Source organism: Microcystis viridis FACHB-1342, from assembly GCF_014698335.1.
GTDB lineage: Bacteria > Cyanobacteriota > Cyanobacteriia > Cyanobacteriales > Microcystaceae > Microcystis > Microcystis ichthyoblabe_A.
Genome location: NZ_JACJSV010000021.1, coordinates 13,454 through 26,289, shown reverse-complemented (window position 1 = coordinate 26,289; position 12,836 = coordinate 13,454). Strand labels below are relative to the sequence as shown.

General features: G+C 43.3%; 13 protein-coding genes. 7 read left to right on the top strand and 6 right to left on the bottom strand.

What is annotated here, in order from left to right:
* Positions 1-94: 94 nt before the first annotated feature.
* Entirely contained in the window at positions 95-796 is a 702-nt protein-coding gene (locus H6G40_RS09120) for a Uma2 family endonuclease (RefSeq protein ID WP_002731540.1), read from the bottom strand.
* A gap of 318 nt (positions 797-1,114) precedes the next feature.
* On the opposite strand from H6G40_RS09120, the gene H6G40_RS09115 reads away from it, so the two are divergent.
* The gene (locus H6G40_RS09115; protein WP_069474548.1) at positions 1,115-2,908 is read left to right on the top strand and encodes a fatty acyl-AMP ligase; all 1,794 of its coding nucleotides are present in this window, start codon (positions 1,115-1,117) and stop codon (positions 2,906-2,908) included.
* A gap of 191 nt (positions 2,909-3,099) precedes the next feature.
* Here the strand turns inward: H6G40_RS09115 and lspA are convergent, their stop codons facing one another.
* The 3 genes from lspA to bioB are packed head-to-tail and all read right to left on the bottom strand — an operon-like array spanning position 3,100 to position 5,298.
* Positions 3,100-3,570 carry a signal peptidase II gene (lspA, locus tag H6G40_RS09110; protein ID WP_002732466.1) on the bottom strand — a complete coding sequence of 157 codons (471 nt, stop codon included), beginning with the start codon at positions 3,568-3,570 and terminating at the stop codon, positions 3,100-3,102.
* Positions 3,571-3,581: 11 nt separating this feature from the next.
* A complete protein-coding gene (locus H6G40_RS09105) occupies positions 3,582-4,232 on the bottom strand; it encodes a biotin transporter BioY (protein ID WP_002732446.1) in 651 nt (216 codons plus the stop codon).
* On the bottom strand, positions 4,204-5,298 hold the full coding sequence (gene bioB / locus H6G40_RS09100) for a biotin synthase BioB (protein ID WP_042790378.1): 1,095 nt from the start codon (positions 5,296-5,298) through the stop codon (positions 4,204-4,206). Before bioB ends, H6G40_RS09105 begins: the two co-directional genes overlap by 29 nt.
* A gap of 133 nt (positions 5,299-5,431) precedes the next feature.
* Here bioB and rfbC point away from each other — a divergent pair, with 133 nt between their 5' ends.
* The 6 genes from rfbC (at position 5,432) to uvrC (ending at position 11,768) form a co-directional block, all read left to right on the top strand.
* Entirely contained in the window at positions 5,432-5,977 is a 546-nt protein-coding gene (gene rfbC, locus H6G40_RS09095) for a dTDP-4-dehydrorhamnose 3,5-epimerase (protein ID WP_069474546.1), read from the top strand.
* A 5-nt stretch (positions 5,978-5,982) separates the two neighbouring features.
* A complete protein-coding gene (gene rfbD, locus H6G40_RS09090) occupies positions 5,983-6,858 on the top strand; it encodes a dTDP-4-dehydrorhamnose reductase (RefSeq protein ID WP_069474545.1) in 876 nt (291 codons plus the stop codon).
* Positions 6,859-6,862: 4 nt separating this feature from the next.
* On the top strand, positions 6,863-7,936 hold the full coding sequence (locus H6G40_RS09085; RefSeq protein ID WP_069474544.1) for a glucose-1-phosphate thymidylyltransferase: 1,074 nt from the start codon (positions 6,863-6,865) through the stop codon (positions 7,934-7,936).
* A 247-nt stretch (positions 7,937-8,183) separates the two neighbouring features.
* Positions 8,184-9,269 (top strand): 3-isopropylmalate dehydrogenase, encoded by a 1,086-nt coding sequence (gene leuB / locus H6G40_RS09080; RefSeq protein ID WP_123230197.1) that lies wholly within the window; start codon positions 8,184-8,186, stop codon positions 9,267-9,269.
* An 80-nt stretch (positions 9,270-9,349) separates the two neighbouring features.
* Positions 9,350-9,610, top strand: a complete 261-nt coding sequence (locus H6G40_RS09075; RefSeq protein ID WP_002734814.1) for a hypothetical protein — start codon at positions 9,350-9,352, stop codon at positions 9,608-9,610.
* A 280-nt stretch (positions 9,611-9,890) separates the two neighbouring features.
* Entirely contained in the window at positions 9,891-11,768 is a 1,878-nt protein-coding gene (gene uvrC, locus H6G40_RS09070; RefSeq protein WP_190537556.1) for an excinuclease ABC subunit UvrC, read from the top strand.
* Positions 11,769-11,837: 69 nt separating this feature from the next.
* Here the strand turns inward: uvrC and H6G40_RS09065 are convergent, their stop codons facing one another.
* Both H6G40_RS09065 and H6G40_RS09060 read right to left on the bottom strand, forming a co-directional pair.
* A complete protein-coding gene (locus H6G40_RS09065; protein ID WP_016516995.1) occupies positions 11,838-12,050 on the bottom strand; it encodes a ribbon-helix-helix domain-containing protein in 213 nt (70 codons plus the stop codon).
* 118 nt (positions 12,051-12,168) lie between these two features.
* Positions 12,169-12,813: a CDP-alcohol phosphatidyltransferase family protein gene (locus H6G40_RS09060; RefSeq protein ID WP_190537554.1), complete on the bottom strand. Its 645-nt coding sequence runs from the start codon at positions 12,811-12,813 to the stop codon at positions 12,169-12,171.
* Positions 12,814-12,836 lie beyond the last annotated feature (23 nt).

The window sequence follows — 12,836 nt, the reverse complement described above, 5'->3', positions numbered from 1 at the left end:
TAATAAGGGGGGTGTCGATCCCCCCTTGATCCCCCCTTAATAAGGGGGGTGTCTGATTTTAACATCTGACTACTTAGGACTTTTGCCACTTCAGTTAAATTGTATCGGGATCGATGCCTAATTCTCGCAATTTTTGTGCCAATTTTTCCTTGGCTTGTCGTTCCCTTTCTTTCTCTAAAAGAGCCTGTTCTTTTGCCTGTCGTTGCTCTAATTCCGCTTCTTGAGGAGTGGGGACTAATTGACCATCGGCGGTAAAATAACGCAGTTTCCGGTCAAATATGCCTAAATATAATCCTAACTGTTCACTCCACAGATAACCCCGGTCATTGGGAGAAATGGCTTGATATTGTCCCCCAATTAGTCTAAATCCTTGCAATTCTAAAGTATTAGGATCGAACCAAAAATAATTAGGAGTGCGAAAGGTATTTTGATAGAGAATTTTCTTGTTATTGCGGTCAATATTGGCCGTAGAATCGGAGAGAATTTCGACAATTACATCGGGATATTTACCCTGTTCTCCCCAAACCACCCAACTTTTGCGGGGGCGTTTTTCGGTATCTAAAACCACAAAAAAATCAGGACCACAGAAATCACGTTTTTTTAGTTGTTCCGCGTTGTAGTAGATGGTTAGATTTCCCGAAGCGTAGTAATCACTCCTCTCGCGCCATAATAATTCTAGACAACTAAGGAGAATGATGATCTGTTGCAGGTGTAGATCACTTTCCAATGGTGGTTCATCACTCCATAAATCTGTGGGGGGATAGGCAACTTCTGGGATTATGTCTAGGGCTGTCATGACTTTTTCCCGGTATTTTAGGATTGATTAATTATAGCTTTTTTCTCACAATTGCAGAGATAAGGCGGGGGGATTTCAGCTAATAGGCTCTCTTCTTCTTTGTGTGATAAGTTTAACTTATACAGGAGTGATCAATCTCTGTGTCCTTTGTGTCTTTGTGGTTCCTTCCACTCGCTCGCCAGCAGGACTGTATCTTAGAATACATTTTACCCACCAAACCTAAGAGAGCCAACCAATAACTTAATCCTATACCTTGACCGATCGCCCTCCGCACCTTAAAACTTCTATACAATAGCCCCAATAAGTCCGATAACAACGATGACTGAAACCTTAATTCAACCTGCCACCCTAGTAGAACTCTTACGTTACCGCGCCACGGCACAACCAGAGGGCCATGCCTACACTTTTCTTATTGATGGCAAAAAAGAAACCCCACCTTTAACCTACAGTGAACTCGATCGCCAAGCAAGAGCAATCGCCGCCTATTTGCAAAAATACCAGGCGCTGGGAGAACGGGCCCTGTTACTCTATCCTCAAAGTTTAGAAGTAGTGGCCGCTTTTTGTGGTTGTCTCTACGCGGGAGTGATTGCCATTCCCGTCCCCCCACCGGAATCGGGACGACTTAAGCGCACTCTGCCCCGTTTACGCGCAATTGTCAAGGATGCTAATGCCACCTTTGCCTTAGTTACCGAAAGTATTCTGACTCTTATTGAAGGTGTTAAGGAAGAATTCCCAGAATTCGACCAAATGAAATGGATTACTACCGAAAGAATTGATATTTCCCTGGCGGACCAATGGCAAGATCCCCAGGTGGATAAATCGGCGCTTGCCTATCTGCAATATACCTCCGGTTCGACTAATATCCCCAAAGGAGTGATGTTAAGTCATTTTAACCTGATGCACCATTGCGGTTACTTGCAAAAAGCTTGTGGTTACGAACCGGATAGCGTTACCCTCACTTGGATGCCCTATTTTCACGATTACGGGTTAGTCGAGGGTATCACCGTCCCCCTCTACAACGGTACACCCTGCTATCTCATGTCTCCCTTTGCTTTTATTAAGCGTCCGATGCAGTGGTTAAAAAATATTACTAAGTACAAAGTTACTCATAGTCAAGCGCCCAACTTCGCCTATGATCTTTGTACTCGCAGGATTAAAGCTGCCGATTTAGCGGAATTAGACCTGAGCAGTTGGCAGGCCGCGGGAAATGCCGCCGAACCGATTAACCCGAAGGTCATGGCCAAATTTGTCGATACTTTTGCCGATTATGGCTTTTCTTGGCAAACTTTCGCCCCTGCCTACGGATTAGCTGAATATACCCTCTTGATTTCCAATAAACCCAAGGGAACCACCCCAATTATTACCGCTTTGGATGCAACCGCCTACGAACGCGGTAAAATTGTCCCTGTAGGCTCTGATCGAACTACGGGAGTTAGATACGTCCCCAGTTGTGGTCGTCGCGTCTGTGATACCCGTATAGCTATGGTTAATCCCGATACTTTCACCCTTTGTGCAGCCGATGAAGTGGGCGAAATTTGGGCTAGTGACCCCAGTATGGCCGCTGGATATTGGCAACGGGAAGACGCAACCAAAGAAACTTTTCAAGCTTATCTTGCTGATACAGGAGAAGGACCGTTTTTACGCACTGGAGATTTAGGTTTTCTTCTCGATGGGGAATTACATATCACGGGACGGATTAAGGATTTAATTATTGTCCGTGGTAGTAATCATTATCCCCAAGATTTAGAATGGTCAGTACAGCATCTTAATGAGGTTTTTCGTCCCGATTATGGCGCCGCTTTTTCTATTGAAGATAACGGGGAAGAACAGTTAGTTATTGTCCAGGAATTAGAGCGTCGCAGCGGGGAATTAGATACGGCCAAATTAATCGCCGATATCCGTCAGGAAATCGCCGAAGAACACGAAATTATGACCCATGCCATTGTTTTAGCTAAATCGGGAACAATTCTCAAAACTGCCAGTGGCAAAATTCAACGTCGCGCTATTAAACAGAATTTTCTCAATGGGAATATTAGTATTATCGATGCTTGGTCAGAAAATCCTCAGTTAGTTAGTAAATTCGATCGCTCTATTTCTGAAACAGAAGCATAGTTTTTCGGGTGGGCAATTCTCACCCGATCGAGGATAAAGGCTCTTCTGGGTTCTGTGTGATAAGTTTAAGCGATATAGGATAGATCAATCTTTGTGTCCTCTGTGTCTGGAGTGGTTCCTTCCACTCCCTCGCCAGCAGGACTGTATTTGGTGAATACATTTTACCCACCAAACCTAAGAGAGCCAAGGCACTACTTAGAACGAGGCGACTTGTGGGGAAAGGTAGAAATTAATAGGCAAATAATCCCGATATTAATAAAGACATCAGCCAGATTAAAAACAGGAAAATTAATCAATCTAAAATCGAGAAAATCCACCACATAACCAAACAAAAAGCGATCGATACCATTGCCGAAAGCCCCTGCTAAAATAAAACCGTAGGCTAATTGTTCCCAACGGCTTAAATGCGGTCCAAAGTAAGCAAAAGCCATTAATCCCAAACTAACTAATAAGGATAGCCATTTGAGCCAACCAACACCGCCCCGAAAAGCACTAAAAGCCGCCCCGGTATTAATCACATAGGTTAAATGAAAAACCCCCGGAATAACCGGAAAAGTATCACCGATTTGCTCAAAACTCTGCACGGTTATATACTTAGTTACTTGGTCTAAACTTAGACCAAGCACCGCCACTATCCAAAACCAGCGATTTTTTTTTAACATTGGCTCTGGCATCAATAAAATAATAATTTACGGAAGAAAAAGGCAATAATTGCCACCACACAAATTACTACTAACTGCCCTAAAAATGGCCAGACTGAATAATTCATAAATAGGGTGGGCAAACTATCGGGAAAGGTGATTTGACTGGCTTGGGGCTGAAAAATCGACAATCCCAGCATATATAATAAACCGCACAGATGAATCACTAACAAACCGGCAAAGGCACTTAAAGCCAGAGTTTCTATCTTAGCCCGCCAGCGAAAAGCCAGCCAACCACACAGCCATGCCCCCGGCATAAAGCCTAAAATATAGCCAAAACTGGCTTCTTTCAGATAACCCATTCCCCCACCCTGAGCAAACACCGGCAACCAAGTTAAACCGAGAAAAATATAGGCCACCTGGGCAAGAAGCCCGGCATTTTTGCCCCCCAGACAGCCCGTTAACAATACTGCCCCAATTTGGTAAGTTATGCCTAGTTTTTGCGAAGATAGACCCGCAGCCGACCAACTAGCTAGGCTTACTGGAACAAATGTACTAAAAATTGTCAGCAACAAGCCAATCAAGGCCCAGATTAACTCATTGGGAACCGATGCGGAAGTGCGCCGCGGCGGAGATTCTCGTCCTCGACGTGATTTAGGTTGTCTGTTGGGGTTGGTATTCACCGGGGATGGGGGCTTCTCCTCCTATTAAACTAAGATCAGCCAACATCGCCTGATCCTGTTGGGGCGGTTGTCCTAGGGTGGTCAAATAATGCCCAATCAGCATAGCATTAATTCCCGATTTTAGCCCCAGATTTTGCAATTCTCCCATCACTGCCTCTCGTCCCCCGGCATAACGGAGGATTTGTTGGGGTAAGATAAACCGGAAAATAGCGATCGCTTTTAGGGCAGTAAAAGGATCCAGTTTGGGTAAATGACCTAAAGGGGTGCCACTTCTGGGGTTTAATAGGTTAATCGGCACTGATTCCACTTCTAATTCCGCCAGAGAAAAAGCTAAATCAATGCGATCAGTCCAACTTTCCCCCATACCGATAATTCCGCCCGTACAAGCCTGAATTCCCGCCGCTTTCAGGTTTTTTACCGTTTCTACCCGATCCTGCCAACTGTGGGTGGAGACCACGTTAGGATAAAAATTCTCGGAAGCCTCCAGATTGTGATTATAACGGGTAACTCCAGCTTCTTTTAAGGCCTGGGCTTGGGGGAGGGTTAACTCTCCCAAGGCGCAACAGGGTTTAATCTTGGCGGTTTCGATGATTTCTTGAACTGTGGCCAGTATTTCCTCGAATTCCTTGGATTTGGGGCTATTGTACTTTAATCCCCGGCCTTGACTAACTAAACAGAAGCGTTTGGCCCCCGCGTCGGCTGCCGCTTTCGCATGGCTGACGATTTCCTCGCGACTTTTTAAACCGTAGATAGGCGAATCTTGACCGGGATGGTGGACGGATTGGGAACAAAAACTGCAATTTTCCGAACAACTTCCCGATTTTATGTTGATAATGCTACATAAATCCACCGTATTACCACAACAGGCCTGACGAATGCGATCGGCAGCTTCACATAAGCTGAAAATATTTTCCTGACCTTCGATCGCAGTTAAAGCTAGGGCCTCTTGCTTACTGAGTCGATCGCCGGCGATAATCTGATTAGCCCTAGTCTGTAACCAGTTTTTTAAGGCTTCTCCCTCCATGGGGATAGATTGAGTAGCGGTGTGTGTAGAGACTTGTACCACGTCGTTTATGCTCTGACTAAGTTAGGCTCATCTTATCATTATTCAGTTACCGGGGAAAGATTAATAAAAAACTTTAGAAAAAAATGCCCTTTTGTGCTAGACTACCCGCAAAAGTTATCTTGTCTCCGATTTTATGAAAGTTATTCCGACGGAAATTCCTGATGTTTTAATTATTGAACCGCAAGTTTACGGAGACGATCGAGGTTTTTTCTTGGAGAGTTTTAATCAGAAAGATTTTCGAGAGAAAACTGGGGTTAATACCACTTTTGTCCAGGATAATCACTCTATGTCCTTAAAAAATGTCCTGCGAGGATTGCACTATCAAATCCCCAATCCCCAGGGTAAACTGGTGCGAGTAGTGAGCGGTAGTGTTTTTGATGTGGCAGTGGATGCGCGTCAAAGTTCCCCCACTTTTGGGCAATGGGTAGGCTGTGTTTTAAGTGCGGAAAATAAACGGATTTTCTGGGTTCCCGAAGGTTTTGCCCATGGCTTTCTAGTTCTCTCCGATCGAGCAGAATTTCTCTACAAAACCACTAATTATTATTATCCAAAGTACGAAAAAACTATTTCATGGAATGATGCCGATTTAGGGATTGATTGGCCTCTAGAGACCCCCCCGATTCTCTCCCCTAAAGACCAAGCTGGACAACCCTTTAAATCCGTGGAAGTTTTCCCCTAAAGACGATGAAAAAAGTTTTACTAATTGGTGCTAAAGGTCAGGTAGGACAAGAGTTACAAGTAACTTTGCCATACTTGGGCGAAGTTATTAGTATCGGTCGAGAAGAACTAGATTTAAATAACTCGGAAAAAATCAGCCAGTTAATTAGGGAAATTCACCCCGATTATCTGGTTAATGCCGCCGCTTATACGGCAGTGGATAAAGCCGAAACCGAGCCAGATTTAGCCTATTCTATCAATGCTATAGCCCCGAAAATTATGGCGGAATCTGCCGAGAAAATTAAAGCTAAATTTCTCCACATTTCCACCGATTATGTCTTTGATGGTCGGAAAAATACCCCCTATCTAGAAACCGATTTAACTAATCCTTTAGGGGTTTATGGACAATCAAAGTTAAGGGGAGAAGAGGAAATTAAAACTGTTAATTCTCAGGCAATTATCCTCCGGACTGCTTGGGTTTACGGCAGTTATGGCAAAAGTAATTTTGTCAAAACTATGCTGAGATTAGGCAAGGAAAGAGAGGAGTTAAAAGTAGTTGTTGATCAGGTGGGAAGTCCCACTTGGGCAAAAGATATCGCCACGGCCATTACTCACCTTCTAATTAATGTCGATAATCCCCCAGGAATCTATAATTTTACTAATAGCGGTGTCGCCAGTTGGTTTGATTTAACTAAAGCGATTTTTGAGGAGGCAAAAATAAGCGGTATTCCCTTAAAAATTCAGAGAGTAATTCCCATTACTACTGCTGAATATCCTACCCCAGCAGTGCGTCCGGCCTATTCGGTTCTTTCTGGTCAAAAAATCTCGCAACAATTGGATTATATTCCTCCCTATTGGCGAGATTCTCTCAAAGCTATGCTCAACCAACTATTTAATCTTTAAAACTATGAAAGCACTAATTTTATCTGGTGGTAAAGGTACGAGGTTACGTCCCCTAACTTATACCGGGGCAAAACAGTTAGTTCCCGTGGCCAATAAACCGATTTTATGGTATGGAATCGAATCAATTGTGGCCGCAGGAATTACCGATATTGGCATTATTATCAGTCCCGAAACTGGGGAAGAAATTCGTCAGACCACGGGCAATGGTGAACAGTTTGGCGCTAAGATAACTTATATTCGCCAAGATCAACCGGCAGGATTAGCTCACGCGGTTAAAACTGCCCAATCTTTCCTAGGAGATTCCCCCTTTATTATGTACTTGGGTGATAACCTAATCGAGGATGATTTATCGCCCTTTTTAGACTCTTTCCAAAAACAGTCCCTTGATGCTTTAATTCTATTGCGAAAAGTCTCTAATCCTAGTGCTTTTGGGGTGGCAAAAGTAGATGAAACCGGCAAAGTTTTATACTTAGTCGAAAAACCCAAAGAACCCCCCTCAAATTTAGCTTTGGTGGGGATTTATTTTTTTGCCCCCACCATTCACCAAGCGATCGCATCTATTCAACCTTCGGGCCGGGGTGAGTTAGAAATTACCGACGCTATCCAAGAATTAATCAATCAAAATAAAGCAGTAGAAGCCAATAAACTACTGGGTTGGTGGTTAGATACCGGTAAAAAAGATGATTTATTAGAAGCAAATCGGATTATCCTCGATACCAGTCTAGAAATCGCTTTACAGGGAGAAATTGATGCTAATAGTCAGGTGATCGGACGGGTACAAATTGGTCAGGGTAGTAAAATTATTAATAGTACCATTCGCGGTCCTGTCATTATTGGAGAAAATTGTCACATTGAGAATTGTTTTATCGGTCCCTACAGCAGTATAGCTAATGGAGTAAAATTAATTGATGCCGACATAGAACACAGTGTAATTCTCAAAGATGCCACGATTATTGGCATTCATCAGCGCATAGTTGATAGTGTTATCGGACGACGGGCAAAATTAGAAATCGCCCCCCAACGTCCAAAAGCTTTACGCTTTATGATTGGGGACGATTCCCATGTGGAATTAGTCTAGTTATTGGGGATTAACTGCCCCTTTAATTAGGGTTTGCGGCAAAAAGTTTTTCCTGGGTGTAGGGTGTAGGATTTTACCGATTTTCAGGGAAAAAGTCCCGGAATTTTCCTCCCAATCACTGCAATCGCTGGCACTTTTTGATGGGAAAAAAGTCTAAAAGCCTTATCCAACAAGGTTTTTAGATTTATTCAGCCAACCCTAACTATGTTATAATCAAGAGTCTGACCTATTTTACCGTTCTAGAACTATGACGCAACAGTATCGCATTACCCTACTACCCGGCGATGGCATCGGGCCGGAAATCCTCGCTGTCACCGTAGAGATACTGAAAGTCATCGGTAAAAAATTTGACCTCCAGTTTGACTTCCAAACCGCTTTAATTGGAGGGGCAGCCATTGATGAAACCGGCAATCCTCTCCCCGAAGCAACCCTGAGCGCCTGTAAAAATAGTGATGCTGTTCTCCTGGCCGCTATTGGGGGTTATAAATGGGATAATTTGCCCCGGCAGCAAAGGCCGGAAACCGGATTATTAGGCTTAAGATCTGGTTTAGGTCTTTTTGCTAATTTACGTCCTGCCACCATTTTTCCGCAATTAATCGACGCTTCTAGTCTCAAACGGGAGATTATCGAGGGAGTGGATATCATGGTCGTCCGGGAATTGACCGGGGGTGTCTATTTCGGTCAACCGAAGGGGATTTTTGAGACAGAAACGGGAGAAAAATGCGGTGTAAATACCATGGTTTACTTAGAATCGGAGGTGGACCGCATCGCTAAGGTAGCCTTTGAAATTGCCCAAAAACGCGGCAAGAAACTCTGTTCCGTCGATAAAGCTAATGTTCTTGATGTTTCCCAACTCTGGCGCGACCGGATGACGAAAATCGCCGCTAATTATCCCGATGTGGAACTTTCCCATCTCTACGTCGATAACGCAGCCATGCAGTTAGTCCGGGCCCCCAAACAATTTGATACTATCGTCACGGGCAATTTATTCGGTGATATTCTCTCCGATGAAGCGGCCATGTTAACCGGTAGTATCGGAATGTTACCCTCCGCTAGTTTAGGGACTGCTGGGGTGGGAGTTTTTGAACCCGTCCACGGTTCGGCCCCGGATATCGCCGGCCAAGATAAAGCCAATCCGATCGCCCAGATTCTCAGTGCTGCTATGATGTTAAAATATGGGCTAAATCAGCCTTTAGCGGCAGCAGCACTGGAAAAAGCCGTAGAAAAAGTCTTAGACCTCGGTTATCGTACTGGAGATATTTTCTCAGAAGGTATGACCTTGGTGGGATGCCAAGCTATGGGCCAGGCCATCCTGAAAGTTTTAGAATCATAACAAAAGTGGCATAATTCGGAAATCGTCATATACCATTGATTTAATAAATATCTCAATTTAATCGTGGGGAGACGAGTGATATGGTGGCCCTATCCGAGAAAACAGAACAACAGCGTGTCGATATGGAAATCCCAATTTTGTTAGATCCTACTGTCTTACGGGCAGCCAGACGCATTTATCGCATCTACTGTACCCTCAATAGCCGAGTTAGTAAACGTCCTTTCGGTGTCGCTATTAACCGCGACAATCATCGCGGCCAATTGATTTTTAACAATAAACCGATTCTTCTCCCCGGAGAGTGTTTCGTCCCGATTAAGCAAATCGAATCGGAAGCCTATTAATTTTTGTGAAGATTTGCCCCGAATATCTTGCCAAACGTCAGCTAATACCCACTGACGTAATTTTTTTGTCTAATATAGGGTTTGCTGAATAAATCTAAAAACATTGTTCGATAAGACTTTTAGACCTTTTTGCAATCCAAAAGTACCGGCCATTGGAGTAATGGGGGGGAAAATTCCTGGACTTTTTCCCTGAAAATCGGTAAAACCCTACACCCCACACCCTACACCCCACACCCCACACCCAAGACAAACTTTTTGCCGCAAACCCTAATATAAAAAGATGTTCGGGAATAATCTTAACTCTACCCTAATCCAAGACCTCGATCGCCTAGAAAATCGTCTTCGGGAAATTCCCCTCGAACCGGGGGTGTACTTCCTGCGCGACCAAAATGGCGAAATTCTCTACATCGGTAAATCCAAAAAACTCCGGTCTAGAGTCCGTTCCTATTTTCGTCCCAGTCAACCCCTTAGTCCCCGCATTGCTTTGATGGTGCGACAGGTGACAGAAATTGAATTTATCGTCACCGACACGGAAGCAGAATCCTTGGCCCTGGAAGCTAATCTAATTAAACAACATCAGCCCCATTTTAATACTCTCCTCAAGGACGATAAAAAATATCCATACATTTGTATTACTTGGTCGGAAACCTACCCGCGCATTTTTATCACCCGCAAACGTAGGATAAATAACCAAAAAGACCGTTATTATGGTCCCTACGTCGATACTAGGCTGCTGCGCTACACTTTACACCTAATTAAACGCACTTTTCCCCTGCGTCAACGTCCCCAACCTCTGTTTAAAGACCGTCCCTGTTTAAATTATGATATCGGTCGTTGTCCGGGGGTTTGTCAAAAATTAATCAGTCCCCAAGATTATCGGGAAACCTTGCAGAAAGTGGCGATGATTTTTCAGGGAAGGACGGGGGAATTATTAGAGAAATTAGCGGCAAAGATGCTCGCAGCGTCGGAAAACCTAGATTTTGAACAAGCGGCCACGATTAGGGATCAAATTCGCGGATTACAGGCCCTTAATACCGATCAAAAAGTCTCTTTATCTGATGATACCGTATCCCGGGACGCGATCGCTTTAGCTAAGGACGAGCAGCATTGTTGCATACAATTATTCCAAGTGCGTTCTGGTCGTTTGGTGGGACGTTTGGGATTTTTTGCCGATAGTCAGTCAGCAAACGAGGGAGAAATCCTGCAAAAAGTCCTAGAAGAACATTATTTATCGGTGGAAGGGGTGGAAATTCCCAGCGAAATCCTGTTACCCTGCGAATTACCGGAAGGTGAGGTGTTAGCGGGGTGGTTAAGGGAAAAAAAAGGTCGCAAAGTCGAGTTAACTGTCCCCCAACGGCAAAGTAAAGCGGATTTATTAGCTATGGTCGAGAAAAACGCTCTTTATGAGTTAGAAAAGACGAAAAGAAGCGCCGACCGGGATTTACAGTCTTTGCAGGATTTAGCGGTAATTCTCGATTTACCGGCACTACCCCACCGCATCGAGGGTTATGATATTTCTCATATTCAGGGTTCTAATGCAGTCGCGTCGGGAGTGGTGTTTATCGATGGGGTGGCCGCTAATCAACATTATCGTCACTATAAAATCAAAAATCCCGAGGTTAAAATCGGCCATTCCGATGATTTTGCCAGTTTAGCAGAAGTAATTCGCCGGCGTTTCCGTCGTTATGCCGAAAATACCGATAATATTGCCGAAAGTGATGATTTTCCCGATTTGGTCATGATTGATGGGGGAAAAGGACAATTATCGGCAGTGGTGGCAGTTTTAGGGGAGATGAATTTATTAGAACAGGTAAAAGTTGTTAGTTTAGCTAAACAGAGAGAGGAGATTTTTTTACCGGGGGAATCCTCTCCTTTAGAGACAGATAAGGAACAACCCGGAGTGCAATTATTGCGTCGAGTCAGGGATGAAGCGCATCGCTTTGCTGTTAGTTTTCACCGACAACAAAGGATGCAAAAAAGTCGCCGTTCCCGTCTGGATGAGATACCGGGTTTAGGTTTTAAGCGACAAAAAGATTTATTAGCTCATTTTCATTCTCTGGATTATATTCGCGAAGCTTCCCTAGAACAATTGCAACAGGTGACAGGAATTGGGGAACAATTAGCTAAGGAAATTTATAATTATTTTCATCCTAGGTAGGGATAAGCTGTATAAAAAAGATAAGGCGGTGTGTTTTTGCGTAACAGTGCAGAAATTAGAATATTGGTATCAAGAACGAGACGCAGCACGAGTTTCTCGGATAGCCTCATTGATAGATTCTTCGATTTCTTCCTCGGAATAACGCAAGTTACGTTCTTGGACAGAATCCACGGTTTCTTCAAAGCTCGCTCTTTGTGCCGCTTCTTCAACGTATTGGGATAAGCTTCCCTTTTTTGCGCCTTTTTGTCCTAAAGCTGATTCGGTTAGTGACCAACGTACCATGATTTTTCTCCTTTAGCCCCTAAACGCATAAACATCATAACCCATTTCTAGCAACCATTAGAAGGAACCAATTTTAACCCTCAATGCAGCCGACAAGATATACAAGATGGAGAGCCGACTATAAACCCAAACGTTTATTTTCTAGTTTTCTCATCTCCGTTTGTACGCTAACACCAATTTGTAAGGCTTCATCTAAAAATCTACCATATTCTGTGGCTTTTTCGGTTGCTTGTAAGGATCTCAAGTCACTTAAATCAATATTAAATTGTTCTGGTCTAAATTGGGGATTTTCTCTCAAAATTCGTTCTGTTTGTAAAGCTCGAACTAGATTTTCCCGATTAATTCTTAATGCTTCTAAAACTTTCTCTCTTTCATTTAATTTAACGGGATTACCCACTGCTTCTAATTGATCTAAAGTATTAATGTTTAAAATAAGTTGATAATACTGATTGATTTCTTTACCAAAAACATTTGTTTTGTTATATTCGTTGCCAAGCCTTGCAAGTAGCCAAAAAAAGAACATAGAGGGTAAAGCGCATAAAATAAAAACCCAAAAGTCACCTGAATGATACAATAATCCGAAAGCACCAATTCCAAAAAATGAACCTAGCATACCCAATAAATACATTTGCAAAGACAATATTGTCCCTATTGGACTCAACAGATATACTCTTTTTGATTTTTGATATTTCTGCCAATTCAATCCAGTTAATCTTTTTAACTCTCCTAGCGTGATTTCTAGTTCTTGCAAATCTGGTCGCATTTTTAAAGTCACTCCTGACAATA

What these genes read in the sequence shown, in the direction of transcription:
- H6G40_RS09120 (WP_002731540.1), bottom strand. Translation starts at nt 796, where the DNA reads ATGACAGCCCTAGACATAATCCCAGAAGTTGCCTATCCCCCCACAGAT.
- H6G40_RS09115 (WP_069474548.1), top strand. Translation starts at nt 1,115, where the DNA reads ATGACTGAAACCTTAATTCAACCTGCCACCCTAGTAGAACTCTTACGT.
- lspA (WP_002732466.1), bottom strand. Translation starts at nt 3,570, where the DNA reads ATGTTAAAAAAAAATCGCTGGTTTTGGATAGTGGCGGTGCTTGGTCTA.
- rfbC (WP_069474546.1), top strand. Translation starts at nt 5,432, where the DNA reads ATGAAAGTTATTCCGACGGAAATTCCTGATGTTTTAATTATTGAACCG.
- rfbD (WP_069474545.1), top strand. Translation starts at nt 5,983, where the DNA reads ATGAAAAAAGTTTTACTAATTGGTGCTAAAGGTCAGGTAGGACAAGAG.
- H6G40_RS09085 (WP_069474544.1), top strand. Translation starts at nt 6,863, where the DNA reads ATGAAAGCACTAATTTTATCTGGTGGTAAAGGTACGAGGTTACGTCCC.
- leuB (WP_123230197.1), top strand. Translation starts at nt 8,184, where the DNA reads ATGACGCAACAGTATCGCATTACCCTACTACCCGGCGATGGCATCGGG.
- H6G40_RS09075 (WP_002734814.1), top strand. Translation starts at nt 9,350, where the DNA reads ATGGTGGCCCTATCCGAGAAAACAGAACAACAGCGTGTCGATATGGAA.
- uvrC (WP_190537556.1), top strand. Translation starts at nt 9,891, where the DNA reads ATGTTCGGGAATAATCTTAACTCTACCCTAATCCAAGACCTCGATCGC.
- H6G40_RS09065 (WP_016516995.1), bottom strand. Translation starts at nt 12,050, where the DNA reads ATGGTACGTTGGTCACTAACCGAATCAGCTTTAGGACAAAAAGGCGCA.
- H6G40_RS09060 (WP_190537554.1), bottom strand. Translation starts at nt 12,813, where the DNA reads ATGCGACCAGATTTGCAAGAACTAGAAATCACGCTAGGAGAGTTAAAA.